The 26,218-nt window shown below is 60.0% G+C and carries 27 protein-coding genes; 13 read left to right on the forward strand and 14 right to left on the reverse strand.

The window, feature by feature from the left end; genetic code table 11:
- Positions 1–781: 781 nt before the first annotated feature.
- Positions 782–1,153: an STY0301 family protein gene (locus G6041_RS12745; RefSeq protein WP_012123802.1), complete on the reverse strand. Its 372-nt coding sequence runs from the start codon at positions 1,151–1,153 to the stop codon at positions 782–784.
- A gap of 157 nt (positions 1,154–1,310) precedes the next feature.
- Between G6041_RS12745 and G6041_RS12750 the strand changes: the two genes are divergently transcribed.
- The 7 genes from G6041_RS12750 to crtB all read left to right on the forward strand — a co-directional run bounded on the left by G6041_RS12750 (position 1,311) and on the right by crtB (position 8,994).
- Positions 1,311–1,859 carry a YtfJ family protein gene (locus tag G6041_RS12750; RefSeq protein ID WP_012123801.1) on the forward strand — a complete coding sequence of 183 codons (549 nt, stop codon included), beginning with the start codon at positions 1,311–1,313 and terminating at the stop codon, positions 1,857–1,859.
- A 261-nt stretch (positions 1,860–2,120) separates the two neighbouring features.
- On the forward strand, positions 2,121–3,026 hold the full coding sequence (locus G6041_RS12755) for a polyprenyl synthetase family protein (protein WP_004388238.1): 906 nt from the start codon (positions 2,121–2,123) through the stop codon (positions 3,024–3,026).
- Between the two features lie 42 nt (positions 3,027–3,068).
- Entirely contained in the window at positions 3,069–4,112 is a 1,044-nt protein-coding gene (gene fni, locus G6041_RS12760; RefSeq protein ID WP_012123800.1) for a type 2 isopentenyl-diphosphate Delta-isomerase, read from the forward strand.
- Positions 4,109–5,383, forward strand: a complete 1,275-nt coding sequence (locus G6041_RS12765; protein WP_012123799.1) for a glycosyltransferase — start codon at positions 4,109–4,111, stop codon at positions 5,381–5,383. The genes fni and G6041_RS12765 overlap by 4 nt, the downstream gene beginning before the upstream one ends.
- The gene (gene crtY / locus G6041_RS12770) at positions 5,380–6,555 is read left to right on the forward strand and encodes a lycopene beta-cyclase CrtY (protein WP_012123798.1); all 1,176 of its coding nucleotides are present in this window, start codon (positions 5,380–5,382) and stop codon (positions 6,553–6,555) included. The genes G6041_RS12765 and crtY overlap by 4 nt, the downstream gene beginning before the upstream one ends.
- Positions 6,548–8,026: a phytoene desaturase gene (locus tag G6041_RS12775; protein WP_012123797.1), complete on the forward strand. Its 1,479-nt coding sequence runs from the start codon at positions 6,548–6,550 to the stop codon at positions 8,024–8,026. Before crtY ends, G6041_RS12775 begins: the two co-directional genes overlap by 8 nt.
- Positions 8,023–8,994 (forward strand): 15-cis-phytoene synthase CrtB, encoded by a 972-nt coding sequence (crtB, locus tag G6041_RS12780; RefSeq protein WP_012123796.1) that lies wholly within the window; start codon positions 8,023–8,025, stop codon positions 8,992–8,994. The genes G6041_RS12775 and crtB overlap by 4 nt, the downstream gene beginning before the upstream one ends.
- On the opposite strand, the gene G6041_RS12785 is transcribed toward crtB, so the two are convergent.
- Both G6041_RS12785 and G6041_RS12790 read right to left on the reverse strand, forming a co-directional pair.
- Positions 8,882–9,424 carry a sterol desaturase family protein gene (locus G6041_RS12785; protein ID WP_041460374.1) on the reverse strand — a complete coding sequence of 181 codons (543 nt, stop codon included), beginning with the start codon at positions 9,422–9,424 and terminating at the stop codon, positions 8,882–8,884. The genes crtB and G6041_RS12785 overlap by 113 nt on opposite strands.
- 175 nt (positions 9,425–9,599) lie before the next feature.
- Positions 9,600–11,540: a methyl-accepting chemotaxis protein gene (locus G6041_RS12790; RefSeq protein WP_041460680.1), complete on the reverse strand. Its 1,941-nt coding sequence runs from the start codon at positions 11,538–11,540 to the stop codon at positions 9,600–9,602.
- A 946-nt stretch (positions 11,541–12,486) separates the two neighbouring features.
- Here G6041_RS12790 and G6041_RS12795 point away from each other — a divergent pair.
- From G6041_RS12795 to yjiA, 3 genes are all read left to right on the forward strand, one after another.
- Entirely contained in the window at positions 12,487–14,640 is a 2,154-nt protein-coding gene (locus G6041_RS12795) for a carbon starvation CstA family protein (RefSeq protein WP_012123793.1), read from the forward strand.
- A gap of 260 nt (positions 14,641–14,900) precedes the next feature.
- Entirely contained in the window at positions 14,901–15,104 is a 204-nt protein-coding gene (locus G6041_RS12800; protein WP_004385473.1) for a YbdD/YjiX family protein, read from the forward strand.
- An 18-nt stretch (positions 15,105–15,122) separates the two neighbouring features.
- Positions 15,123–16,088 (forward strand): GTPase, encoded by a 966-nt coding sequence (yjiA, locus tag G6041_RS12805; protein ID WP_012123792.1) that lies wholly within the window; start codon positions 15,123–15,125, stop codon positions 16,086–16,088.
- 29 nt (positions 16,089–16,117) lie between these two features.
- Here the strand turns inward: yjiA and G6041_RS12810 are convergent, their stop codons facing one another.
- The 6 genes from G6041_RS12810 to trmB form a co-directional block, all read right to left on the reverse strand.
- On the reverse strand, positions 16,118–16,555 hold the full coding sequence (locus tag G6041_RS12810; protein ID WP_012123791.1) for a type II toxin-antitoxin system HicB family antitoxin: 438 nt from the start codon (positions 16,553–16,555) through the stop codon (positions 16,118–16,120).
- A gap of 16 nt (positions 16,556–16,571) precedes the next feature.
- Complete coding sequence (locus G6041_RS12815) at positions 16,572–16,760, reverse strand: type II toxin-antitoxin system HicA family toxin (RefSeq protein ID WP_041460373.1); 189 nt, start codon at positions 16,758–16,760, stop codon at positions 16,572–16,574.
- A 198-nt stretch (positions 16,761–16,958) separates the two neighbouring features.
- On the reverse strand, positions 16,959–17,312 hold the full coding sequence (locus G6041_RS12820) for a hypothetical protein (protein ID WP_041460372.1): 354 nt from the start codon (positions 17,310–17,312) through the stop codon (positions 16,959–16,961).
- A gap of 152 nt (positions 17,313–17,464) precedes the next feature.
- On the reverse strand, positions 17,465–18,181 hold the full coding sequence (locus G6041_RS12825; protein WP_007778204.1) for a DUF2884 domain-containing protein: 717 nt from the start codon (positions 18,179–18,181) through the stop codon (positions 17,465–17,467).
- A gap of 50 nt (positions 18,182–18,231) precedes the next feature.
- Entirely contained in the window at positions 18,232–18,558 is a 327-nt protein-coding gene (locus tag G6041_RS12830; RefSeq protein ID WP_004388233.1) for a YggL family protein, read from the reverse strand.
- Positions 18,558–19,277: a tRNA (guanosine(46)-N7)-methyltransferase TrmB gene (trmB, locus tag G6041_RS12835; RefSeq protein WP_012123788.1), complete on the reverse strand. Its 720-nt coding sequence runs from the start codon at positions 19,275–19,277 to the stop codon at positions 18,558–18,560. Before trmB ends, G6041_RS12830 begins: the two co-directional genes overlap by 1 nt.
- A 152-nt stretch (positions 19,278–19,429) precedes the next feature.
- On the opposite strand from trmB, the gene mutY reads away from it, so the two are divergent.
- Genes mutY through mltC form a run of 3 tightly spaced genes read left to right on the forward strand, consistent with a single transcriptional unit; the run spans position 19,430 to position 21,920 of the window.
- The gene (gene mutY, locus G6041_RS12840) at positions 19,430–20,515 is read left to right on the forward strand and encodes an A/G-specific adenine glycosylase (protein WP_012123787.1); all 1,086 of its coding nucleotides are present in this window, start codon (positions 19,430–19,432) and stop codon (positions 20,513–20,515) included.
- A gap of 2 nt (positions 20,516–20,517) precedes the next feature.
- The gene (locus G6041_RS12845; protein WP_004388230.1) at positions 20,518–20,793 is read left to right on the forward strand and encodes an oxidative damage protection protein; all 276 of its coding nucleotides are present in this window, start codon (positions 20,518–20,520) and stop codon (positions 20,791–20,793) included.
- Between the two features lie 44 nt (positions 20,794–20,837).
- Positions 20,838–21,920, forward strand: a complete 1,083-nt coding sequence (gene mltC / locus G6041_RS12850) for a membrane-bound lytic murein transglycosylase MltC (protein ID WP_041460371.1) — start codon at positions 20,838–20,840, stop codon at positions 21,918–21,920.
- Between the two features lie 238 nt (positions 21,921–22,158).
- Here the strand turns inward: mltC and citG are convergent, their stop codons facing one another.
- The 5 genes from citG to citD are packed head-to-tail and all read right to left on the reverse strand — an operon-like array spanning position 22,159 to position 26,215.
- Positions 22,159–23,001, reverse strand: a complete 843-nt coding sequence (citG, locus tag G6041_RS12855; protein ID WP_012123785.1) for a triphosphoribosyl-dephospho-CoA synthase CitG — start codon at positions 22,999–23,001, stop codon at positions 22,159–22,161.
- Complete coding sequence (gene citX, locus G6041_RS12860) at positions 22,979–23,518, reverse strand: citrate lyase holo-[acyl-carrier protein] synthase (protein WP_012123784.1); 540 nt, start codon at positions 23,516–23,518, stop codon at positions 22,979–22,981. The genes citG and citX overlap by 23 nt, the downstream gene beginning before the upstream one ends.
- A gap of 3 nt (positions 23,519–23,521) precedes the next feature.
- Positions 23,522–25,039, reverse strand: coding sequence for a citrate lyase subunit alpha (gene citF / locus G6041_RS12865; RefSeq protein ID WP_054628685.1), 1,518 nt, complete (start codon positions 25,037–25,039; stop codon positions 23,522–23,524).
- A gap of 10 nt (positions 25,040–25,049) precedes the next feature.
- On the reverse strand, positions 25,050–25,925 hold the full coding sequence (citE, locus tag G6041_RS12870) for a citrate (pro-3S)-lyase subunit beta (protein ID WP_004388225.1): 876 nt from the start codon (positions 25,923–25,925) through the stop codon (positions 25,050–25,052).
- Positions 25,922–26,215, reverse strand: coding sequence for a citrate lyase acyl carrier protein (gene citD / locus G6041_RS12875; protein ID WP_004388224.1), 294 nt, complete (start codon positions 26,213–26,215; stop codon positions 25,922–25,924). The genes citE and citD overlap by 4 nt, the downstream gene beginning before the upstream one ends.
- Between the last annotated feature and the right edge of the window lie 3 nt (positions 26,216–26,218).

Genomic DNA, 26,218 nt, shown 5'->3' on the forward strand with positions numbered 1-26,218 from the left:
TATTAACGCACACGGTTTCTATTGGGTTGCCGTCACCCAGCAAGTCGCTTCGATATCGCATTTTCTTGTTGCTTAAATCCTCTTTTAACAAGGTGGTCATCAATTTTTGTTATTTTCTGGGCATCAAAAAATTTAACCGTGCTTACATGCGATGCTGGCCCACCAACATTATTAAAGTTGAACTAATACCTTCTGGAAATATGTTGCGTCTTCGACTAAATCGCTGGTGTATAGAAGCTGTATCCCCGAGCATCATCTTTTATGTTATAAGCATTTTTTGCAAATTCCATTTTTATATAAGGAATAACGTAACCAAGTGCAGCAGCTTACAGCTCTATCCGGCTACATAAGGTATGTGTGTCTCCTTTTGCTTTTTCCATGTAAGTGCCATTCATAGTGTTGATTGTAACTACACCTGACCGGAAATCGCCCCATGAAATAATGGCTTACATTAATCCAGGGAGATGCCATTTATGAGGCATTTCATTACAGAACTTCTACGGATCAGGAAAAAGTCACGATGTGAAACCTCTATTTTTTCAGTCACCTGTTTTACCGTAATAATCCCCGCATTAGCGTAGCCTCTTTACTGACAGGCCGTAATAATTCCAAGGGATTTTGGTTTCCCCTTACAATTAGTGACAGAACGCCAGAAGACGGCTGCGCCTCCATAAAACCAGCCTCCGCCGACGCTTCGGCCAAAACGTATACCTTCGCCTACATCACCAGACGCGTAGCGGGGCTTCCGCTCCTTGAATATGCGGGACGTGAATTGAAACCACTACTCACACCCGGCATAGAAATCATTTTTATTATTCCCAAACCAGGCCATACATTTTTTAGCGCTGGCAGGTACCTTCAGCGTGATTTTTTTAGCGGTGCCCTGATACTGGCACACCAGAAAAACAGCGGTGTTATGCGCTTTCGCATAGTTTTGCGAATCGCTTAATGTCCAGATCATTTCATCGTCCGTATCTGGCAATAAGGACGCAAGCTCGTCCGGCGGGCCTTCAAACACATCGACCAGATTCAGCCTGTGGACGTGATTTTTCTCTGTCAGAGTATTCGGGCACTGGATTTTTTCAGCCCATGCTGCGCCTGAGAAAAACATCACGCCGATACTACACAACGCGGCTTTGATCCATCCCATCATCTCGTCTCCCTGTTTTTGATTTTCCTTTATACCTCAAAATCAATAACCTCACTCTTTTCCCGATCAAAACGTCAGAACGCGCTCATCTGTGATCCCTCAACCCAACCGGCCAATCTCCACTACACTTTCCCAAGCTTTCAAATGTTGAGGATTTCCCATGCTGCGTTCGTCACTGCTCATCTGCACTCTGCTGCCCTTTTTCGCCTGCGCGCACAATTTTACGGAAGGCGAACGGGTGGCACCGGTTGGCGTGGCTGAGCGCGGCGAGCTGACGCTGAATCAGGGCGAGATTGATTATCGTGACTGGAACAGCGCGCGGCTTAGCGGCAAAGTGGGCCTGGTGCTGCATGTGGCGGGCAGGCTGTCGGCGAAAGATCTGAATAAAGGCATCAGCGACGCCATCGCGGCGGCGCAGCTGCCGGCAGATAAATTTCAGGCCACCACGATAATCAACACCGATGATGCCATTCCCGGCAGCGCCATCTTTGTGCGCCGCAGTCTGGAAAGCACCAAAAAAGCGTATCCCTCATCGGTCTTTGTGCTCGACGGCCAGGGCGCGGTGCAGCGCGCCTGGCGGCTTCAGCCGGGCGGTTCCGCCGTGGTGGTTCTGGATAAAGATGGCCGCATCCGCTTCGCCAAAGATGGCGCGCTTACGCCGGATGAAGTCCGTCAGGTGATGACGCTGCTGCGCTCTCTGCTCACATAAACCTGTACAACAGCTCACAGAATTGTAAAGTTTTGTGCCACACTGAGGTTAGCTGAAGAAATTTTCCGGGATTACGCTACGCTTTTTAAGAACGTATCCGGAAAGATTACCGTGAAGATAATCAGTTGTTCAGACAGAAAAAATCCCACATTTCGCCTGATGCGACGACTGCCGCGCGCCTGAGGGCGGCACTCGCGCGCAGTTGCGCTTTTCATTCCTTCCACGCCACAGCGATAACGGACACCATCAGAGGCCTTAACCATGAACGCTAACGCCGTGAAATCTTCAGGGCAGGAAATCGAATTGCAGGCGCTGCGCGATGCGCTGCAAACCCGCCTTGACGAGCTTCTGCCGCCGGGTCAGGAGCGCGATCTGGTCTGCGCCGCGATGCGCGAAGGCGCGCTGACGCCTGGCAAGCGGGTGCGCCCGCTGCTGCTCATTCTTGCCGCGCGCGATCTCGGCTGCGACGCCAGCCAGCCTGCGCTGATGGATCTCGCCTGCGCCGTGGAGATGGTGCACGCCGCGTCGCTGATGCTCGACGATATTCCGTGCATGGATAACGCCCTGCTGCGCCGCGGCAAGCCCACCATTCACCGCCAGTATGGCGAAAGCGTGGCGATCCTCGCGGCGGTGGCGCTGCTGAGCCGGGCATTCGGCGTGGTGGCGCAGGCAAACCCGTTATCCGATAGCTGCAAAACTCAGGCGGTGAGCGAGCTTTCCAGCGCCGTCGGGTTGCAGGGGCTGGTGCAGGGGCAGTTTCGCGATCTCAGTGAAGGCAACCAGGCCCGCAGCGCCGAGGCGATACTTGCCACTAACGATCTCAAAACCAGCGTGCTGTTTGACGCCACGCTGCAAATCGCCGCCATCGCCGCCGGCGCTTCCGCCTCGGTGCGCCATAAGCTTCGCGAGTTCTCGCGCCATCTCGGCCAGGCGTTCCAGCTGCTTGACGATCTGGCGGATGGCCTGAACCATACCGGTAAAGACATTAATAAAGACGCCGGGAAATCGACGCTGGTGGCGATGCTTGGCCCGGAAGCGGTGCATCAGCGCCTGCGCGATCACCTGCTGCGCGCCGATGAGCATCTCACCGGTGCCTGCTCGCGCGGCGCGTCCACCCGCCGTTTTATGTACGCCTGGTTTGATAAACAGCTGGCTATGTTTGGCTGAACGCGCGCCGTGTCGCCGACAGTGACTGTTACTGGAGTATGAATGAAGGACAAGGAACTGAGCCAACGCAAGAACGATCATCTGGATATCGTTCTGCACCCGGAGCGGGCTAAACAAACGATTCGCACCGGCTTTGAGCAGTGGCGTTTTGAGCACTGCGCCCTGCCGGAACTCGCGCTTGACGACATCGATCTCAGCACCCGCCTGTTTGGCCGCGTGATGAAAGCGCCGCTTCTGATTAGCTCCATGACCGGCGGTGCGCGGCGCGCGAGCGATATCAACCGTCACCTCGCCGAAGCCGCGCAGACGCTGGGGCTGGCGATGGGCGTCGGCTCGCAGCGTGTGGCGCTGGAGAGCGAAGACAACTGGGGGCTGACGGGCGAACTGCGCCGGTACGCGCCGGATATTCCGCTGCTGGCGAATCTCGGGGCCGCGCAGATAGGCAGCCTCCAGGGGCTCGATTACGCCCGACGCGCCGTCGAGATGGTGGAAGCCGACGCGCTCATTATTCATCTTAATCCGTTGCAGGAAGCGCTCCAGACTGGCGGCGATCGCGACTGGCGCGGCGTGTTGGCAGCCATCAAGCGCGTCGTAAACGCACTGTCCGTGCCGGTGGTGGTGAAAGAAGTCGGCGCCGGGCTCTCGGTGCCGGTGGCGCGCCAGCTTGCGGAGGCAGGCGTCACGATGCTGGATGTGGCAGGCGCAGGCGGCACCAGCTGGGCGGCCGTGGAAGGTGAACGCGCGGCGAGCGACCATGCCCGTAGCGTGGCGATGGCCTTCGCCGACTGGGGCATACCCACCGCGCAGGCGCTGCGCCAGATACATCAGGCATTCCCGTCGATGCCGCTTATCGCCTCTGGCGGCATTCGCGACGGTATCGACACCGCCAAAGCCCTGGCGATGGGCGCAAGTCTCGTCGGGCAGGCCGCGGCGGTGCTCGGCAGCGCGACCACCTCCACCAGCGCGGTGCTGGACCATTTCGCAGTCGTGATTGAACAGTTGCGGGTCGCCTGTTTTTGCACCGGCAGCGCCAGCCTCAGCGCGCTGCGTGAGGCCCGGCTGGCGCGCGTCGGGGATGAGGAATGAGCCACTACGCCGTCATCACGCCCCCGCTTTACAGTCACGTTCGTGCCATGCAGGCGCTCGCGCAGGCGCTTATCGCGCGCGGGCACCGCATCACCTTTATTCAGCAGGCCGAGGCCCGCACGCTGCTGGACGATGCAAACATCGGCTTTTATCCGGTAGGCGAAGCGAGCCATCCGCCCGGCAGCCTCGCCCGCACCTTGCGCCTGACCGCGCACCCGGGTGGCCCGGCCATCCTGAGCCTGATTGACGACCTGGCGCGTACCACCGATATGCTGTGCCGGGAGTTGCCCGACGCGCTGACGCGCCTTGGCGTGGACGGCCTGATTGTCGATCAGATGGAGCCCGCGGGCGGTATCGTCGCCGACGCGCTGGAGCTGCCGTTTGTCTCGGTCGCCTGCGCGCTACCGGTTAACCGCGAGGCAGGGCTTCCGCTGCCGGTCATGCCGTTTCGCTATGCGCAGACGCCGCGCGCCCGCAAGATTTACCAGACCAGCCAGCAGATACACGACTGGCTGATGGGTCGCCAGAGTAAAGTGATTGCCCACCACGCGCAGCGCTTCGGGCTCTCGCCCCGTCGCGGCCTGCATGATTGTCTCTCGCCGCTGGCGCAAATCAGCCAGACGCTCAGCGCGCTCGATTTTCCGCGCCACGCACTGCCGCCCTGCTTTCATGCGGTCGGTCCGCTGCGTCCGCCGCAGCCGCCAGTGGCGGAACCGGTGCCAGAGGCGACGCGCCCGCGCGTGTTCGCCTCGCTCGGCACGTTACAGGGGCATCGCTACGGGCTGTTTCGCACTATCGCCCGCGCCTGTCGCGACGCCGACGTCGAGCTGCTTGTCGCGCATTGCGGCGGCCTGAATGACGCGCAGGCCAGCGCGCTGAAAGCCAGCGGTGCCACACAGGTCACGGGATTTACCGACCAGCCGCTGGCGCTCAGCCAGTCGGATGCCGTCATCACCCACGGCGGGCTTAACACGGTGATGGACGCCATCGCCAGCGCCACGCCGCTGTTAGTGGTGCCGCTGGCGTTCGATCAGCCCGGCGTGGCGGCGCGGGTGGAGCACTGCGGCATCGGGCAGCGCATCTCGCGCTTCGCCGGGCGTCGCACCTTTGCCCGCAAGCTTAAAACGCTGCTTGGCGACGATCGCTGCCGCGCGCGTCTCGTCGCGATGCAGCGCGCGCTGGCGCAGGCGGGTGGCGTCGTGCGCGCGGCGCAGATCGCTGAACAGGCGCTGGACGAGCGCCGCCCTGTATTCGCGCAGGCTCCCTTATGAACACGCAGTGGGATCTGATTCTCGCTGGTGGCGGTCTGGCGAACGGGCTTATCGCCCTGCGCCTGCGTGTGCGTCAGCCGCGGCTTAACGTGCTGTTGCTTGAGGCAAGCGACGCGCCCGGCGGTAATCACACCTGGTCATTTCACGGGGCGGATCTCACGGCCGAACAGCACGCCTGGCTCACACCGCTGGTGGCGCACCGCTGGGACGGCTACGAGGTGCGCTTTCCGGCGCTGACGCGCACGCTGGATGGCGGCTACTACAGCGTCACGTCTGAGCGTTTCGCTCACGTTTTGCAGGAAGCCGTGGGTGAACGCCTCTGGCGTAACGCGCCGGTCGCGAGCCTGACGCCGCAGAGCGTGACGCTCACCGACGGACGCACGCTGCACGCCCGCGCGGTGATTGACGGCCGCGGCTGGCAGGCGAGCTCGCACCTCACCGCAGGCCAGCAGGCGTTCCTCGGCCAGCAGTGGCGGCTCGCCGCGCCCCACGGCCTGACGCGTCCTGTTCTGATGGACGCCACGGTAGCGCAACAGGGCGGCTATCGGTTTGTCTACACGCTGCCGCTCACGCCCGACACGTTGCTGATAGAAGATACGCACTACATCGACAGCGCCACACTCGATCACGACCGCGCGCGGGAAAATATAGCCAGCTACGCGCGTTTGCAGGGCTGGCAACTGGCGACGCTTGAGCGCGAGGAGCGCGGCAACCTGCCGATTACGCTTACCGGCGCGCCGCAGGCGTTCTGGCGCGAAGCGCAGGGCGTGGCGCGCGCGGGCCTGCGCGCCGGGCTGTTCCACGCGACAACCGGCTATTCGCTGCCGCACGCGGCAACGCTTGCCGATCTTATCGCCGCGCAGCCGCCAGTCTCTTCAGCGGCGCTGTATGGGCTAACGGCAGGCTACGCGCAGCGCCAGTGGCGGCGTCAGCGCTTTTTCCGGCTGCTGAACCGGATGCTGTTTCTGGCCGGACAACCGGACCGACGCTGGCAGGTGATGCAGCGCTTTTATGGACTCAATGCGGGGCTTATCGCCCGGTTTTACGCCGGACGACTGACCCCAATGGATATGGCGCGACTGCTGACAGGCAAACCCCCGGTTCCGGTGGGCGAGGCCATGCAGGCCGTGCTAAAGCAAACTCCCCGGCTGCGAGCTTTTCATCATGACTAAAACTGTTGTTATCGGGTCCGGCTTTGGCGGCCTGGCCCTGGCTATCCGCTTACAGGCGGCGGGCGTTCCCACCTTACTGCTTGAGCAGCGCGATAAACCCGGCGGGCGGGCGTATGTTTATGAAGATAAAGGGTTTACCTTTGACGCCGGCCCGACGGTGATTACCGATCCTTCGGCCATCGAGGAGCTGTTCACGCTGGCCGGTAAAAACATCGCCGATTATGTCGATCTTTTGCCCGTCACGCCGTTCTACCGCCTGTGCTGGGAGAATGGCCAGGTCTTTAACTACGATAACGATCAGGCGAGCCTTGAGGCGCAAATCGCCCGCTTCAACCCGCGCGATGTCGAAGGCTATCGCCAGTTCCTCGCGTATTCGCAGGCGGTGTTTAAAGAAGGCTATCTGAAGCTTGGCGCGGTGCCGTTCCTCTCGTTTCGCGATATGTTGCGCGCAGGCCCGCAGCTCGCGCGTCTTCAGGCGTGGCGCAGTGTGTATGGCATGGTGTCGAAATTTATCGAAGACGATCATCTGCGCCAGGCGTTCTCTTTTCATTCCCTGCTGGTGGGCGGCAACCCGTTTGCGACGTCATCAATCTATACGCTTATCCACGCGCTGGAGCGCCAGTGGGGCGTCTGGTTCGCCCGCGGCGGCACCGGCGCGCTGGTGCAGGGGCTGGTGAAGCTGTTTACCGATCTGGGCGGCGAAATCGAACTTAACGCCAAAGTGACGCGCCTCGACACTCAGGGCGACAAAATCAGCGGCGTGACGCTCGCCGATGGCCGACGCATTCCCGCGCGCGCCGTGGCGTCGAATGCTGATGTGGTACATACCTACAACAATTTGCTGGGCCATCACCCGCGCGGCGTCTCGCAGGCGGCCTCTCTGCGCCGCAAGCGGATGAGCAACTCGCTGTTCGTGCTCTATTTCGGGCTCAATCACCACCACAGCCAGCTCGCACACCACACCGTCTGCTTCGGGCCGCGCTACAAAGGGCTGATTGAAGATATCTTCAAACGCGACTCGCTCGCGGACGACTTCTCGCTCTATCTGCACGCGCCGTGCGTCACCGATCCGTCGCTGGCTCCGCCGGGCTGCGGCAGCTATTACGTGCTCGCCCCGGTGCCGCACCTTGGCACCGCGAACCTGAACTGGGATGTCGAAGGGCCGCGCCTGCGCGACCGGATTTTTGAATATCTTGAGCAGCACTATATGCCGGGCCTTCGCGATCAACTGGTGACGCACCGTATGTTCACGCCGTTCGATTTCCGCGACCAGCTCGGCGCGTATCATGGCTCCGCGTTTTCGGTAGAGCCTATCCTCACCCAGAGCGCCTGGTTCCGCCCGCATAACCGCGACAGCCGCATCGATAACCTCTATTTAGTCGGCGCGGGCACGCACCCCGGCGCGGGCATTCCGGGGGTTATCGGCTCGGCGAAGGCTACCGCCGGGCTGATGCTGGAGGGGCATGCATGAGTGACAAACCGCTGCTGACGCATGCCACAGAAACCATCGAGGCGGGCTCCAAAAGCTTTGCCACCGCCTCGAAACTGTTTGACGCAAAAACCCGGCGCAGCGCGCTGATGCTCTACGCCTGGTGTCGCCACTGCGACGATGTGACTGACGGGCAGTCGCTTGGTTTTCGCACAGCCGACGCGCCGACTGACACTCCGCAGGCGCGCATCGCCCTGCTGCGCGCGCTGACGCTTGAGGCTTACGCGGGCAAACCGATGCGCGAGCCAAATTTCGCGGCGTTTCAGGAGGTAGCGCTGGCACATCAGATCCCGCCTGCGCTGGCGCTCGATCATCTGGAAGGTTTCGCGATGGACGTGCGCGACGAGCGCTATCACACCTTTGATGACACGCTGCGCTACTGCTATCACGTGGCGGGCGTGGTGGGGCTGATGATGGCGCGCGTGATGAGCGTGCGCGATGAGGCCGTGCTGGATCGCGCCTGCGATCTGGGCCTGGCGTTTCAGCTCACGAATATTGCGCGGGATATTGTCGAAGACGCCGCCATCGGGCGCTGCTATCTGCCTGAGGTGTGGCTTCAGGAGGAAGGGCTTCGCGCTGACACCTTAACAGACCGCGCGCACCGCCCGGCGCTGGCGCGTCTCGCTGCACGTCTTGTGGATGAAGCAGAGCCGTATTACGCCTCGGCGCGCGCCGGGCTTGCCGGACTGCCGCTACGCAGCGCCTGGGCTATCGCCACCGCGCATGGGGTCTACCGGGAAATTGGCGTAAAGGTGAAGCGCGCGGGCGTTAACGCGTGGGAAACGCGTCAGGGCACCAGCAAGACCGAGAAACTGGCCCTGCTGGCGAAAGGCGCAGTTATGGCTGTGAGTTCTCGCGGCGCGTCGTCGTCGCCTCGCCCTTCGGCGCTCTGGCAGCGGCCGCGCGCGCAGGACGACCGTTACGCTCACGCAGCACCGCCTGCAGCTTAGCCACCGGCGGCGCGTAGAGAAAACCAAAGGAGACGCAGCCTTCGCGCCCGCGCACCGCGTGATGCAGCCGGTGCGCCAGATAGAGCCGCTTCAGATAACCCCGGCGCGGCACATAGCGAAACGGCCAGCGCTGGTGAACCAGCCCGTCATGCACGATAAAATAGAGCGCGCCGTAGAGCGTCATCCCCGCGCCAATCCACTGTAGCGGCCAGCGTCCGCCTGCCCCAAGCGCAATAAGCAAAATCGCCACGCCCGCAAACACCACCGCGTAGAGATCGTTGACTTCAAACCAGCCTTTGCGCGGCGAATGGTGGGAAAGATGCCAGCCCCATCCCCAGCCGTGCATCACATATTTGTGCGTCAGCGCCGCCACGATTTCCATCGCCGCGACCGTCAGCAATACAATCGCCACGTTATACAGCACTATCATAATTTCTCCTGGGCCCGCCTGAACGGAACGTCCTGTTGCCGGGAAACGTAAGCGCGGTTCGCGCCGCAACCCAGAGAGTATAGCAACCCAGGCGTCAGTGTCGGGGGAGTCGCCCTGCCCCTGCGAATAAAAAAAACCCCGGCAGGCCGGGGTTAATGTGTGTCTGAGCTGACGCTTAAAAATGTTCCCATTCGCCCTGAGCACCCGCCACGGCGAGCGCTTTCGGCGCAGGCGCCGCGACCGGCACGGCGGCGGGCTCAGCACGGCGAGGCGCGCTGGTGCCGACGTTAAATATCGCGACCATCTGCTCCAGCTCGCGCGCCTGCTCTTCGAGCGACGAGGCGGCCGCGGAGGATTCCTCCACCAGCGCGGCGTTCTGCTGGGTCGTGGTGTCCATTTCCGACATGGCCTGGCCAATCTGCGCGATGCCGCGGCTCTGCTCGGTACAGGCGCGGGCAATCTCATCCATAATTTCACGCACTTTGGCGACGGAGCCGACGATATCTTCCATCGCCTCGCCCGCGCTCGCCACCAGCTGCGCGCCGTTTTCGACACGCTGGTTAGCCTCCGTAATCAGCGCGCCTATCTCTTTGGCGGCGGTGGCGCTGCGGCTTGCCAGGGTGCGAACTTCCCCCGCCACCACGGCGAACCCGCGGCCCTGCTCACCGGCGCGCGCGGCTTCCACGGCGGCGTTCAGCGCCAGAATATTAGTCTGGAAGGCAATGCCGTTGATAACGCTGATAATGTCGGCGATTTTCCCGGAGCTCGCCTGGATGTTGCGCATCGTCTCGACCACCTCATTTACCACTTTCCCGCCGCGATCGGCGTTGGTGGAAGCCTGCGCGGCCAGCTGGCTCGCCTGCTGGGCGTTACCGGCGGTTTCTTTCACGGTGGAGGTCAGCTCTTCCATACTGGCCGCCGTCTGCACCACGGCGGCGGACTGCTCTTCGGTGCGCGATGAGAGATCGATATTCCCGGCGGCGATTTCCGACGAGGCGCGCGATACGTTATCGACGCCGTGACGCACACGGGTAATGATGCTTTTCAGGCTGTCGTTCATGGTGCCGACCGCCTGCATCAGCAGGCCCGGTTCATCGCGGCGCAGCGACGAGACGGTAACGGTTAAATCGCCCTGCGCGATGCGGTTCGCCACTGCTAATGTTTCACGCAGCGGGCGGGTGATATTGCGCGTAATGAACGCGGCGACAATCAGCCCGAACAACACGCCTGCCAGCGTCCCGGCGAGCATCAGCGTTTCAACATGACTGATGGAATTCGCCATGCGCATTTTGCGAAACTCATGGAAGTCGGCCACCGTTTCATTAAGCGCGGTCGCGGCGTTGCTGAGCGCGGTCGATTGTGTCTGCTGATCGCCTGAAGCCGACACAAACAGCGCGGCGCTGCTGTGCAGCATACGGGTCTGATCGGTCAATGCAGAGAGCCACGGCAGCGGCGTATCACGCGTACTGGCTCCCAGCTGCGCGGCGGTTGTGTCGATACTACCCAGCAGCTCGTTGAGTTTGTTCAGCGTCTCGCGGTCGCCACGAGTGATCAGCGCGTCGACGGCGCTCCGTATCTGCTGCGCTTTCGCGGCAAGACGGGCCGCCAGCATCGCCGCCTGCGGGCTGGCGTCCGCCTGCTCGCTATACGCCGATGCCTGCTCGATAAACTGCGACGGCCACTGTTCATGCAGATCGGCGGCGAGCGTATTGCGCTGGCGCAGCGTCTGAATATATTTGTCGCGCACGCCGAGATAAGTTTGCAGATTGGTTTGCATGGCCGCAAACCGGATGCGCCCTTCGGTATCCATATTAAATTGCGACAGCGACGCGAGCTGCTCACCCACCTGACGCAGCGCACTGGCGTTCAGCTCGGCGTATTTTTCCTCGCCGGTCAGCTGGAAGATCGTGCGGTTAATACGCGCTTCGTTCAGGGCGGTCACGATACTGACGGTCAGCGTTTCCTTACGGGCATTCTCATCCACCTGGCGAAAGCCATAAATTCCGGCACCAGCAATCAGCAGCATAATGCACAGCACAATAATAAAACCCGACGTCAGTTTTTTGCCGACGCTCAGATTATTCACTTTCTCGCCAAACGACGTCACTAAAGCCATTGCATTCACCATCACGTTAAAATGATAAAAATTGTTTAACTGTTTATCGTCAGTGAAAGAATGATCCTTTAGCGCACGCGTTATTTTAAAAGGTTCAAAAAAATTCAATAATTATCAGAAAAAGAAAATATATTGGGTAAAATAATCACAGGATATATGTTAAAAAATATTATCACGCAGGTAATTAAGTGCAAAAGTAGAGACTTAAGCGCAATCTGACGTTCATTAAATAAACAATTATGCGTTTCTTTTTAACGTAAATTTTTGGGCCAGATTTGTTCTCCTTTTTTCACATGTTTTTAAGTTAATGATTATCAGAAGATTTTATTTTTAAATAAATTTTCAGGCTTTCGCCTTTCCATTAACCAGTGCTTAATTCGTGTTTATTATCACTTAATAATCAAGCTTATCTCTGGGGCGCGTATAAAATAACGCCGTAGTTCACCCTGACTGAAAGTGATACGGGTATCACATTCCCCGCGCGATCACAGTAAAAATATATCATGTATTATTAATTCAGAAGGCAACTTATTACCAACGCGAAACTATTTTACTTTTTACCATTATTACCCAGCGGGAAAGTGAATGCCGGTCGGAAAAAGAATAGGGTCGTGTGCCAGCGCGTTTTTTGCTGATACATAACGCGCTCACACATGGTCACGCCAGTGCCTTCCTGCCCGCGTTGATAGCGCCAGTTCTGTTTCTTTCACTCAGCCCCCCGTGACTGACGTCACAGAACCCGCGCCGCTCAGGGCGCTGGCGAACCGCTCGCTGCGCTATATGACCGTTCGCCTCGCTATGTAACCGCTCGTTGAAGCCCTGCCCAGTCCGCCTGCGCGTTTTGTCATCATTAAGCGTGTTTTAAATCTTTTGGTTATCCGCCGTCTGCGCCGCCAGGGATGTACGTCACAGCCGGTTTTATCTCTGTCTGACAAGCAGGTCTCCTATGGACAAAAAAACAGTAATGAAACATCTGCCCTGGGCGCTTCTTGGCGTCATCGGGGCCTTTTGTCTTGCCGTAGTGGCATTACGCCGCGGCGAGAGCGTCAGCGCCTTGTGGATCGTGGTGGCTTCGGTCTCCATCTACCTGGTGGCTTACCGCTACTACAGCTTGTATATCGCCAGCCGCGTGATGCAGCTCGACCCAACGCGCGCGACGCCAGCAGTCATTAATAACGACGGGCTGAACTATGTGCCCACCAACCGCTACGTGCTGTTCGGCCACCATTTCGCCGCCATCGCAGGCGCGGGGCCGCTGGTGGGCCCGGTGCTGGCCGCACAGATGGGCTACCTGCCCGGTACGCTGTGGCTGCTCGCAGGCGTGGTGCTGGCGGGCGCGGTGCAGGATTTCATGGTGCTGTTTATCTCCTCGCGCCGGAACGGTGCCTCGCTTGGCGAGATGATCAAAGAGGAGATGGGCCCGGTGCCGGGCACCATCGCGCTGTTCGGCTGCTTCTTAATCATGATTATTATCCTCGCGGTGCTGGCGCTTATCGTGGTGAAAGCGCTGGCGGAGAGCCCGTGGGGCGTCTTTACCGTCTGCTCAACGGTGCCGATCGCGCTGTTTATGGGCATCTACATGCGCTTTATCCGTCCGGGGCGCGTGGGTGAAGTGTCGGTTATCGGCGTGGTGCTGCTGGTGGCGTCTATCTGGTTCGGCGGCGTGATCGCAGCCGACCCGTACTGGGGCCCGGCGCTGACCTTTAAAGACACCACGATCACTTACGCGCTGGTGGGCTACGCGTTTGTCTCCGCCCTGCTGCCGGTGTGGCTGATTCTGGCGCCGCGCGACTACCTGGCGACATTTTTGAAAATCGGCGTGATTGTCGGCCTGGCCGTAGGCATTCTGATCCTGAACCCGGAACTGAAAATGCCTGCCGTGACGCAGTACATCGACGGCACCGGGCCGCTGTGGAAAGGCGCGCTGTTCCCGTTCCTGTTTATTACTATCGCCTGCGGCGCGGTCTCCGGCTTCCATGCGTTGATTGCCTCCGGCACCACGCCGAAGCTGCTGGCGAACGAAACCGACGCGCGCTTTATCGGCTATGGCGCAATGCTGATGGAATCCTTCGTCGCCGTAATGGCGCTGGTGGCGGCCTCTATCATCGAGCCGGGCCTCTATTTCGCGATGAACACCCCGCCCGCCGGGCTTGGCATCACGATGCCGAACCTGCATGAGCTGGGCACCGACAACGCGCCGCTGATTCTGGCGCAGCTCAAGGATGTTTCTGCCCACGCGGCGGCGACCGTGAGCGCCTGGGGTTTTGTGATAACGCCTGAGCAGATCATGCAGACCGCCAAAGATATCGGCGAACCGTCTGTACTGAACCGCGCGGGCGGCGCGCCGACGCTGGCCGTTGGTATCGCCCACGTGTTCCACAAAATCATCCCGGCGGCGGATATGGGCTTCTGGTATCACTTCGGCATTCTGTTCGAGGCGCTGTTTATCCTGACCGCGCTGGACGCCGGCACCCGTTCTGGCCGCTTTATGTTCCAGGATTTGGTAGGCAACTTCGTGCCATTCCTGAAAAAAACCGATTCGCTGGTGGCGGGCATCGTCGGGACGGCGGGCTGTGTGGGCCTGTGGGGTTATCTGCTCTATCAGGGCGTGGTGGACCCGCTCGGCGGCGTGAAGAGCCTGTGGCCGCTGTTCGGTATCTCTAACCAGATGCTGGCCGCCGTGGCGCTGGTGCTGGCAACCGTGGTGCTGGTGAAGATGAAGCGCACCCGTTATATCTGGGTGACCGTGGTGCCTGCGGTGTGGCTGCTTATCTGCACCACCTGGGCGCTCGGCATGAAGCTCTTTAGCGTGAATCCGCAGATGGAAGGCTTCTTCTATATGGCGAACGAATACAAAACGCGTATCGCCGCAGGCGGCGCGGAGCTGACTGAGCAGCAGGTAGCCAACATGCACCATATCGTTATTAACAACTACACCAACGCGGGCCTGAGCATTCTGTTCCTGGTGGTGGTGTATAGCATCATTTTCTATGGCGTTCGCACCGCAATGAAGGCGCGTCTTTCCGCACAGCCGTGCGCGAAAGAAACGCCGTATGTGCCTGTGCCGGAAGGCGGCGTGAAAACCTCGTCACACCATTAAGGTGACGGCGGAAACGGCGGGTGCGCGAGGCTTACCCGCCCTACATTTAACAGATTCATTTGTTGTCCAGGGTGGGTAAGCGGAGCGTACCCACCATCGCACGTGCAGATTTCATCCGTAGGGTGGGTAAGCGAAGCGCACCCACCGTCATACATACAGGTTTCATCCGTAGGGTGGGTAAGCGAAGCGCACCCACCTTGCATCGACACAATCTCAAGCCCCGGCTCGTACCGTCGGGCTTTTTCTGCCTGGGGAACACAATGTTTGGTAACTTAGGACAAGCGAAAAAATACCTGGGTCAGGCGGCAAAAATGCTGATTGGTATTCCGGACTATGACAACTACGTTGAGCATATGAAGACCAATCACCCGGATAAACCGTATATGACCTACGACGAATTCTTCCGCGAGCGCCAGCAGGCGCGCTACGGCGGAAGCGGCGAAGGCGGCATGCGCTGCTGCTGACACTTACCGGAGGTAAACATGCAACCCGTTGCGGTCACGCTCTTAACCGGCTTTCTTGGTGCCGGAAAAACCACGCTGCTGCGTCATATTCTCGAAGCCAACCACGGCTATAAAATCGCGGTCATTGAAAACGAATTCGGCGAAACGCCCATCGACAGCGAAATCTTAGGCAGCCGCGCCACGCAAATGAAAACGCTCAGCAACGGCTGCATCTGCTGTACCCGCTCGGAAGAGCTGGAATCGGCGCTGCTCGATTTGCTGGAACTGCTGGACGGCGGCGTCACCACATTCGATCGAGTGATCATTGAGTGCACCGGCATGGCAGACCCCGGTCCGATCGTCCAGACGTTCTTCTCCCACGACACCCTGTGCGAGCGCTATCTGCTGGATGGCGTGATTACGCTGGTGGACGCCGTGCATGCCGGTCAGCAGATGGACCGCTACGCGCTGGCGCAGTCGCAAATCGGCTACGCCGATCGCATTCTGCTGACTAAAACCGATGTGGCGGGCGAAGACGAAGCGCTGCTGGCCCGCCTGCGCCGCATTAACGCCCGCGCGCCGGTGCATAAGGTGGTGCATGGCGAGGTGGATCTGGGCCTGATTTTCGACACCCAGGGCTTTATGCTCGAAGAGCGCATCGTACAGCCCGCGCCGCGCTTTCACTTCGCGCCCCCCGCGCAGACCGATATCACCTCTATTGTGGTGAATTTTGATTACCCGGTGGCGCTGGATGCGGTTTCCCGCGTGATGGAAGAACTGCTGTTAGAGTTCGCCGATAACCTGATGCGCTACAAAGGGATGCTCTATATTCAGGACGAACCGCGCCGTTTGTTGTTCCAGGGCGTCCAGCGGCTTTACAGCGCCGACTGGGACCGCGAATGGGCGAGCGACGAAACGCCGCACAGCACGCTGGTGTTTATCGGCGCGCATCTGCCGGAAGACGAGATCCGCGCCGCCTTTGCATCGCTTGCGCCGAAGGATTGAGCCTGCGCTTAGGGAGCAACTGAACAGGATTATTCGCCCTGTAGCTCATGGCGCGCCGCCTGCGCCAGAAAGTGACTGCGGTCGCGGTATCGCCCGTCGCTCGCTTTAACCCGGTTGTCGATGCGCTGGATAAGCGTATCCGGCAGCGTGATATTAATGCGCTGCTGACGCCCTTCCAGCCCGCTCAGATCCACCTCAATCACGAACCAGCTGTCATACGCGCGATAATCCGGGTGCGCGGCGTAGGTGAGATGCCCGGCATCCCTGATCGCCTCCGCGCGATATTTACCGCTACGGATCATCTCTTCAAGCACCAGCAAAATCGCCTCGCGAGCGGCAGGCGCAATACCCGCTTTGTCATCCGCTGCGGAATAACAGCCAAATTCTTCATTGCATAACGCAGGCACCACGATGCCCCATGCCACATCAACGCTCGCGGGCGTTTCAACACCTACAGAAAAAAACATGTATGCCTCCGGCGAGTTACGGTTTAAGACCGGCCATTTTCAGGATGGCGTTTAGCGTTCCCGGCGGCAAATCCTTTTTCGGGTGCGGGACGGGAAACGTTTTGCCCGTTAGCGGCGACCACCAGATTTGGTGACTGCCGCCGTTATGCCTCACGCATTCGCACCCTGCCGTCTGCAGACGCCTGATAAGCTCGCAGGATCTCATCCGCCCTCCTGGTTTTAATAATATACACATGCATACACACGAAAACAAATGGCCTGTACAGGCCGATGACAAACATAAAGATCACTATGCGCGTTTATGAAGGGGCGTAAAGGAGGGAATCGTGACGCTGCGAGGCGTCTTCAGAAACACCGCGTCGCCCAGGCAAAGGAAAGCAGAGTGATGACAGTTAGCGTTGAATTACCACGGTTCGCCCGCCTCCTCGCCCAGCCAGAAGTCATCATCGGGCGGGTCGTCCGGGAGATAGATATCGTCGCTGCGGTAGAGCGCGAGTTGTGCGGGAGAAAAGCGCGGGCTTACGGGAGGCAAAATATCTTCAGTCACGTGTAATGGCGGCTCGCCGGGCAGCGGCCCTGCGGGCGGCATTTCGTCTTCACAATATTCCGGCGCAGCGTTAACACAGCGGTCTGCTGAGGCGCTAACGGGCACGCTCTCCGCCTGGTAATTTTGCACCCAGAGCACGGCGACGTTTAGCGTGATGATGGCGAGCAAAAAGAGAGAAATAAGGCTCCCTGCTGAAATATCCCGTTTCATCCGCATCCTCGCGTTTATCGTGTGAAGTCACTCGTAGAGCGTAGTGCGAAAAAGTAAGACAAAGAGGAAGCGATTGTGATTCTGTGTAACGGGATGTATCTGGCGGAGTAAGGCGAAACGGTAAAAAACGGGAGCCAGCACTCCCGTTACGATTATTTAAAGCTGCCCACCAGCGCCTGACGCTGCTCTTCAAGCTGAATGGTGCGGGTGCAGACCTCGCGGCCGAACTGCTGGAAATCCGCTTCCTGGTTTTTCCATTCGTTCTGGATAGCCGTTTGCAGGCCGCCGAGGCTCCCCAGCACGCCTTCCAGCGGGTTGCCGCCGCCTTTCAGCACCGCTTTGGCGCCCATTTCGTTAATGCTGTCCTGCAGAATGCCGCCCATCGCCTGATTCACCAGCTGCTGACCGTCGGCGCGCACCTGATCGATGGCTTTATAGTGGAACGTCAGCCCGTCGTCACGATGCTCGATGATTCGGTTCATCTGCGTTTTCAGCTGCGCGTCGAGTTTGGTAAGACGCCCGCGCATGCTGCTGTTTTCACCCACCTCTTTGGCGATGATTTTATCCAGCGCGACGCGGCCTTTCTCCACGCGCGACAGCGCGCCCTGATCGACCCAAGGCAGCGTGGCGCGCAGCGCTTTCTGGTAGTCGAGCGCCTGCTGGCGCTGGGCGGCGGAAAGCGTCATCGGCTTGCCGTTAAACTGCACCGCGCCGTCAGGGCCAATCACCAGATCGCCGTTTTCGCCCACCACCTGCACATGCTGGGGCTTGAGCACCACGTCGTCGCGCGGCGTGACGCTGCATTTGTATTCCGCCTGGGCCTGCATCGCTGTCACCAGCAACACGCCCAGCAGCGCTTTACGCATCATACTCGCTCCTGAAATGCTAACGGGCCGGCAAAACCGACCCGTTGTTTAACTTAATCCCACCAGATGTCGACCAGTTCGCTGACCTGGACATCCGTCATGCCGCGCGCTTCCAGCCATTTGCGCACCACTTCGCGATCTTCATCGGTGCATTTGCCGATCTGCTGGCGGAACACCAGCCCTTCCCAGGCCTGGTTGCCGCTGCCGCCAAAGGCAAGGCCGTTTGGCTCGATAGCCTCGCTGATAAGCTCGTCCACCGTGGTGTTGATTTGCTCATCCGTGGCGCCCTGCGGGAAACGCCAGGTTACCGTAAAGCCCAGTTCCTGAAATTCGTCGATGTGCATCTTTTTACGCAGACGACGGCTACGGTTCTTCGCCATTATTTTACTCTCCCGAACATTAAGTCCCATACGCCGTGACCAAGACGATGGCCACGCTGTTCAAATTTGGTCACCGGGCGCGAGGCCGGGCGCGGTACATAATCCTGCGTCGGGGACAGGTTCTCATATCCTTCCACCGAAGACATTACTTCGAGCATATGTTCGGCATAAGGTTCCCAGTCGGTCGCCATATGGAAGACGCCGCCTGGCTGTAATTTGCGAAGCACCAGCTGCGCGAACGGCACCTGTACGATGCGGCGCTTGTTATGGCGCGCCTTGTGCCACGGGTCCGGGAAGAACAGCTGCACCATATGCAGCGAGCCGTCCGGGATCATTTTCTCCAGCACTTCCACCGCGTCATGACACATCACGCGCAGGTTTTCGACGCCCTCTTCATGGGCGGCGCTCAGGCACGCGCCCACGCCCGGCGAGTGCACTTCAATGCCTAAAAAATTCTGCTGCGGATTGGTTTTCGCCATCTCCACCAGCGACGAGCCCATGCCGAAGCCGATTTCCAGCGTCACCGGCGCGTCGCGGCCAAACAGCGCGACGAGATCGAGCGGCTCTGCGCGATATTCAACGCCCATCACCGGCCAGTAGTGGTCCAGCGCGTGCTGCTGCCCTTTGGTCAGGCGCCCCTGGCGGCGGACGAAGCTGCGAATACGGCGCAGCGGGCGACCGTTTTCATCAAATTCCGGTGAAATGACGTCGTTATTCATGGCGATTAGTCTGTTTGAGTAGTGGTTCGGGAAACGGGCATTATCCAAAGATAGTTGCCCGATGCAAGCACAGGAAAGTTCCTGTTTACAGCCCACAGGGCCTGTGCTGGAATCACAGCCCCTGATTTCTTCAAGCCGGAAGCCACGCGTTCATGATGCAGGCACAGCAGTTCTCCCGCCAGGTGCTCGACTGGTACGACAAATATGGTCGCAAAACCCTTCCCTGGCAGCAGGAAAAAACCCCTTACAAAGTATGGCTCTCGGAAGTCATGCTGCAACAAACGCAGGTAACGACCGTTATCCCCTATTTTGAGCGGTTTATGGCGCGCTTTCCTGACGTGACGGCGCTGGCAAATGCACCGCTCGACGATGTGCTGCATCTGTGGACCGGTCTTGGCTACTACGCCCGCGCCCGGAATTTACATAAGGCGGCGCAGCAAGTGGCGACGCTGCACGGCGGAAAATTCCCGGAAACGTTCGAGGAAGTGGCCGCGCTGCCGGGCGTCGGGCGCTCCACCGCAGGCGCGGTGCTGTCGCTATCGCTTGGTAAACATTTCCCCATTCTTGATGGCAACGTGAAACGCGTGCTGGCGCGCTGCTACGCCGTCGAAGGGTGGCCGGGGAAAAAAGAAGTGGAAAACCGCCTGTGGCAGATAAGCGAGACGGTAACGCCCGCCGAGGGCGTGGCGCGCTTTAACCAGGCGATGATGGATCTCGGCGCGATGGTCTGCACCCGCTCGAAACCCAAATGCGAGATTTGCCCGCTTAATAATGGCTGCGAGGCGTTCGCCCACCAGAGCTATGCGAAATACCCTGGCAAGAAGCCCAAACAAATCCTGCCGGAGAAAACCGGCTATTTTCTACTGCTTCAGCATGAAGGCGCACTCTTTTTACAGCAGCGCCCACCGGTGGGTTTATGGGGCGGGCTGTACTGTTTCCCGCAGTTTGAGAGCGAAACCGCGCTGCGCGAGTGGCTTTCAGCGCGCGGCATTAACGATGACGGCCTGACGCAGCTCACCGCCTTTCGCCACACCTTCAGCCATTTCCATCTGGATATCGTGCCGATGTGGCTTGGCGTGCAGCAGACCGCCGCCTGCATGGATGAAGCGTCGGGTCTCTGGTATAACTTAGCGCAGCCGCCAGCGGTGGGCCTCGCCGCCCCCGTAGAGCGCCTGTTACAGCAAGTGCGCGCAGAGCCGGTGGCGTCCCGCCCCGCTCGCGCCATTCATGAGGATTGACGATGAGCAGAACCATTTTTTGTACTTTTCTTCAGCGTGACGCCGAAGGCCAGGATTTCCAGCTCTATCCGGGCGAACTGGGTAAGCGTATCTATAACGAAATCTCGAAAGAAGCCTGGGCGCAGTGGCAGAAGAAGCAGACCATGCTTATCAACGAGAAAAAGCTCAACATGATGAACCCTGAGCATCGCAAGCTGCTGGAAGAGGAGATGGTGAATTTCCTGTTTGAAGGCAAAGAGGTGCACATCGAAGGCTATACGCCGCCGGAACAACAGTAAGGGCCTCTGGCCCTTTCACTTAACCCAACAGCACGCCCGGAATGATGAAAAAAATATTTGCGCTCGCTTTGATTGCGCCGTTGCTCATCTCCTGCTCCAGCAAAAAAAACGCCGAAAACGCCTATAACGAGGCCTGGATTAAGGACACCAACGGGTTTGACATTCTGATGGGCCAGTTTGCCCATAACATTGAAAACATCTGGGGATTTAACGAAGTTTTAATCGCGGGTCCGAAGGACTACGTGAAATACACCGATCAGTACCAGACGCGCAGCCACATCAACTTCGACGAAGGTACCATTACGGTTGAGACGATAGCCGGTACTGAGCCTGCGGCGCGCCTGCGTCGGGCGATTATCACCACGCTGCTGATGGGCGACGACCCCGGCTCTATCGATCTCTATTCTGATGTTAATGACATTCAGATTTCCCGCGAGCCGTTCCTTTATGGTCAGGTGGTGGACAACACCGGGCAGCCGATTCGCTGGGAAGGCCGCGCGTCGAAATTCGCCGACTACCTGCTGCAAACGCACCTGAAGAGCCGCAGCAACGGCCTGCGGATTATCTACAGCGTGACCATTAACCTGGTGCCGAACCACCTCGACAAACGTGCCCATAAGTACATTGGCATGGTGCGTCAGGCGTCGCGCAAATATGGCGTGGATGAATCGCTGATCCTCGCGATTATGCAGACCGAATCGTCGTTTAACCCGTATGCGGTGAGCCATGCCGATGCGCTCGGGCTAATGCAGGTGGTGCAGCACAGCGCCGGTAAGGACGTTTTCCGCTCGCAGGGCAAATGGGGCACGCCGAGCCGCAGCTATCTGTTTGATCCGCAAAGCAACATTGATACCGGCACCGCGTATCTGGCGATGCTTAATAATGTGTATCTGGGCGGCATTACCAACCCGACCTCGCGTCGTTACGCCGTGATCACTGCCTATAACGGCGGCGCGGGCAGCGTGTTGCGGGTGTTCTCAAGCGATAAAGACCAGGCGGTGAATATTATCAACCAGTTATCGCCAGGTGATGTATACGAGACGCTGACGAACCGTCATCCGTCTGCCGAATCGCGGCGTTATCTCTACAAGGTGAATACCGCGCAGAAGATGTATCGCCGTAAATAAGCGTGAGAGGTGGGTGCGTAGCGCTGGTTTGGTGGGTGCGTTCGGTGGGTGCGCTTCGCTTACCCACCCTACGCGGGTAGGTTCTCTGTTATTCGGTGGGTGCGCTGCGCTTACCCACCCTACAAAAGGCTGATAATCTGTTATCCGGTGGGTGCGCTGCGCTTACCCACCCTACAAATGGTTTGTGGCTGAATCGTAGGGCGGGTAAGCGCAGCGCACCCGCCTTTTTTACGCCGAATCAGAAAGCCAGCGCCGCCAGCAGCCAGCTCACCGCCAGCAAATCCGCGCTGCCGCCGGGGCTTAGGTTGCGCGTAATCAGCGCCCTGTCCATCTCCCATAACGCCTCGTCGTCCCAGTCGCGCGCCAGCAGGCCGCTCGCGTACTTCTGAACATAACGCAGCCCTTCCAGCCCGCCGCGTGACACCAGATTGGTATCCGGATTAACCGCCATCAGCCGCAACAGCGCCTGCTGCAACCCTCTCTCGCCCTGCGCATGCTGCCAGAACGGCAAAACATGGCGGCGCACCGTCGCAAAGCCGCTCTCCACCTCGCCACGCGCGCCGGTCAGACCAAACTGGCGATACAATCGCTCCCCTGCCGTCGCCGCGCACCGCCCGTGTGCCAGCTCGCGCGCCACGATGCCACGGGTCATCGCGCTCACCGTCATGCAGAGCGTGATTGGCGTCAGCGGCTCCCCCTGCGCCGCCAGCCTCCCCGCGGCGGTGCACAGCAGGCCGAGCGAGAAAATCCCGCCCTTATGCGTATTCATGCCACCGGTGGCGCTGAACATCGCCTGCTCACACGCAAGCCCCGCCGGGCGCAGCCGCCGCAGCATCTCGCTTTCGGCAAGCCCGGCGTCCTGCGCGCCCTGCTGATAAAACACGCGCAGCCACGGCGCAATCGCCCTGATGCTGGCGACAAACAGCGCGTGATCCATATCCCGGTGCGCACCGCTATTGGCGCAGTCCACCAGCCCCGGCTTGGGCGTCAGGTTCAGTTCGTCGTACAGCGCCGCCACCGCGAGTGACGGCACATCCGGCTGGCGCACAGAGCGCCGGTCAGTCGCGGGCAAACCAGTCATCGATCATCTTCTCCACGCGCCCGACCACCTCTTCCAGCGGATGACGGCGCGAACGCGCGCAGGCGTGCGCCGGCTCATCGCACAGCAAACAGCGCCGCCCTGGACGGTCAAGCGACGCGCGCCCCACCTGGCCCGCCTGCGGGCAATGAATGTCGAAATCCCACAGCCTGCCGAGCGGGTGCGTCTGCTCAAGCGCCACGCACAGCGCTTTGATTTCGCTTGCCGGGTGCGCCACGCTCCAGAGCGCCGTCGGGCCGGTATGCGCGTGAAACACCTCGCGCGCCAGCCACGGCCAGCGGTGCTGCCACAGTAGTTGATCGCAGGCCTGCACCGCCACCGCGAACGCATTGCGGTAACGCACGCTGTCTTTCATCGGGCCGGGCGTTACCAGTGAGAGCGAAATCACCGGCTGGCCGTAGCGGGTAAGCCACGCCTGCTGGCGACGGGCGCGCGCGTCTTTCGCCGCCAGCAGCTCATCAAGCGTGACGCCCGGATTCACGGGCGTATCGAGTTCCATACGTTACTCCTTAACCTGACGCACCACGTCGATGACGCTGCCGTCGCGATAGCGCACCACGCCGACGATGCGGTCGGTGAATTCAATGGGTTTCGGCTCGCCGGCGATCGCCACGGCGCGTTCGCACAGCGCATGAATATCGACAACATTCAGCCCCGCCGCGACCAGCCGCTCGCGCACCTCGGGCCGCGCAGGGTTAACCGCAATGCCGTGATCGGTAACCAGCACATCGATGCTCTCGCCCGGCGTCAGGCGGGTGGTGACGCGTTTAACCACCGTCGGAATACGGCTGCGCAACAGCGGGGCCACCACGATGGTGAGATTCGCCGCCGCGGCCACATCGCAGTGCCCGCCGGACGCGCCGCGCATCACGCCGTCGGAGCCGGTTATCACGTTGACGTTAAACCCGACGTCGATTTCCAGCGCGCTCAGGATCACCACGTCGAGCTTGTCGCAGCAGGCCGCTTTACTGGCGGGGCTCGCGTAAACGTTGGTGGAGATTTCGATGTGCTTCGGGTTACGGGCGAGCGACGACGCCGCCTGGCTGTCAAAGCACTGGGTGTCGAGCAGGACGTCTATCAGCCCTTTTTCATGCAAATCCACCAGGCTGCCGGTGATACCGCCGAGCGCGAAGCGCGCCTTCACGCCGCGGCGCGCCATTTTCTCGCCGAGAAACCGCGTACAGGCGGTGGACGCCGCGCCGGAGCCGGTCTGCATCGAGAAGCCGTCTTTGAAATAGCCGGCGTGTTCAATCACGTCAGCGGCGTAGCGGGCAATCATCAGCTCGCGCGGATTGCTGGTGACGCGCGCCGCGCCGACGCTGATTTTCGCCGGGTCGCCCACGCTTTCTACCGGCACCACAAAATCCACGCGATCCTGCGACAAACTCGCAGGCATGTTCGGGTACGGCACCAGCGTTTCGGTCAGCAGCACCACGTTGCGGGCAAACTGCGCATCCACCATCGCGTAGCCGAGCGAGCCGCAGCAGGATTTGCCGTGGCTGCCGTTGGCGTTGCCAAATTCATCGCTGCACGGCACGCCGAGAAACGCCACGTCAATCTTCAGCTCGCCATCCTGCAACAGTTTGACGCGCCCGCCGTGGGAGTGGATCTGCACCGGCTCCGCCATCAGCCCGTGAGAGACCGCCTCGGCGAGTTTGCCGCGCATGCCGGAGGTGTAAATCCGCGTGATGACGCCGCTTTGGATATGCTCAATCAGCGGCTCGTTGCAGGTCATCAGCGAGCTTGACGCCAGCGTCAGGTTTTTAAAGCCCATCTGCGCAAGCGTCGCCACCACCTGGTTAATCACCCGGTCGCCTTCACGAAACGCGTGGTGGAAAGAAATTGTCATGCCGTCGCGCAGGCCGCTTTTGCGCACCGCCTCTTCCAGCGACGCGCAGAGTTTGCGGTTGTGCTTGCACTCGTCATCCGCGAGCCACGGCGTGGCGGTATGGGCGGTATCGAACGGCACAAGGTCGCGCAGGTGCGGAAACTGCACGTGCAGAAGTTCTGTCTGGTTCATGGTTCTCTCCTTAACGGCGCACGCCGGAGGCGGCAGCGCGTTCCAGCACCACCTGCGCATGGTTGATAATCGGCGCGTCAATCATCTTGCCGTTGAGCGACACCACGCCGAGCCCGTTGCGCTCACCCTCTTCGGCGGCGGCAATCACGCGGCGGGCGTAATCCACTTCGTCTTGTGTCGGCGCGTAGGCGTTGTGCAGCAGATCTATCTGGCGCGGGTTAATCAGCGACTTGCCGTTAAAACCCATCTTGCGAATCAGATCGACCTCTTTTAAAAAGCCCGCTTCGTCGTTGACGTCTGACCACACCACGTCGAACGCATCGATGCCGGCGGCGCGCGCTGCGTGGAGCACCGCGCAGCGTGCGTAGAAGAGCTCGGTGCCGTCGCCGCGCTCGGTCTGCATATCCATCACGTAATCGAACGCCGCGAGTGCAATGCCGATAAGCCGCGGCGAACTGCGGGCAATCGCCACGGCGTTGATAACGCCCACCGCCGATTCAATCGCCGCCATGATGCGCGTCGAGCCGGGCTCGCGGCCGCACTCGCGCTCAATGCGCGCCAGATGGCCTTCCAGCTCGTCGATATCCTCCGGCGAGTCGGTTTTCGGCAGGCGGATCACATCGACCCCTGCGCGCACCGCCGCGTCGAGATCGGGCAAGCCGAACGGCGTGCTGAGCGGGTTAATACGCACCACGGTTTCGATATCCCGGTACATCGGGTGTTGCAGGGCGTGGAAAACCAGCAGGCGCGCGGTGTCTTTCTCACGTAGCGCCACGGCGTCTTCGAGATCGAACATGATGGAATCAGGCCGGTAGATAAACGCGGTGGAGAGCATGGCGGCGTTCGCGCCGGGTAAAAACAGCATGCTGCGGCGAAGTTTGCTCATTTGAGCGCCTCCCAGCGCAGCGGCTGCGCCTCGCAGGCGCGCAATACGGCGCTTTGCAGCCGGGCGCGGATAACACAATCCAGCGCGCCTTTGTCCTCGATAATCACCAGCCCTTCATACACCTCCATCGCCGCGAGCGTCTCTTTCACCACGCGGCGGATCTGATCGCCGAACTGCTTTATCACATCGCTGTAGATTTCTATCTCCAGCTCGCCCGCCGCCGGGGCGATTTTCACCATCAGGTCGCTGGACTCGGCGGTCCCCGCCAGCGCCTCTTTAACTATCTTCATTAC

The sequence above is a fragment of the Cronobacter sp. HA18003 genome, from assembly GCF_011605905.1.
Taxonomy (GTDB): domain Bacteria; phylum Pseudomonadota; class Gammaproteobacteria; order Enterobacterales; family Enterobacteriaceae; genus Cronobacter; species Cronobacter sakazakii.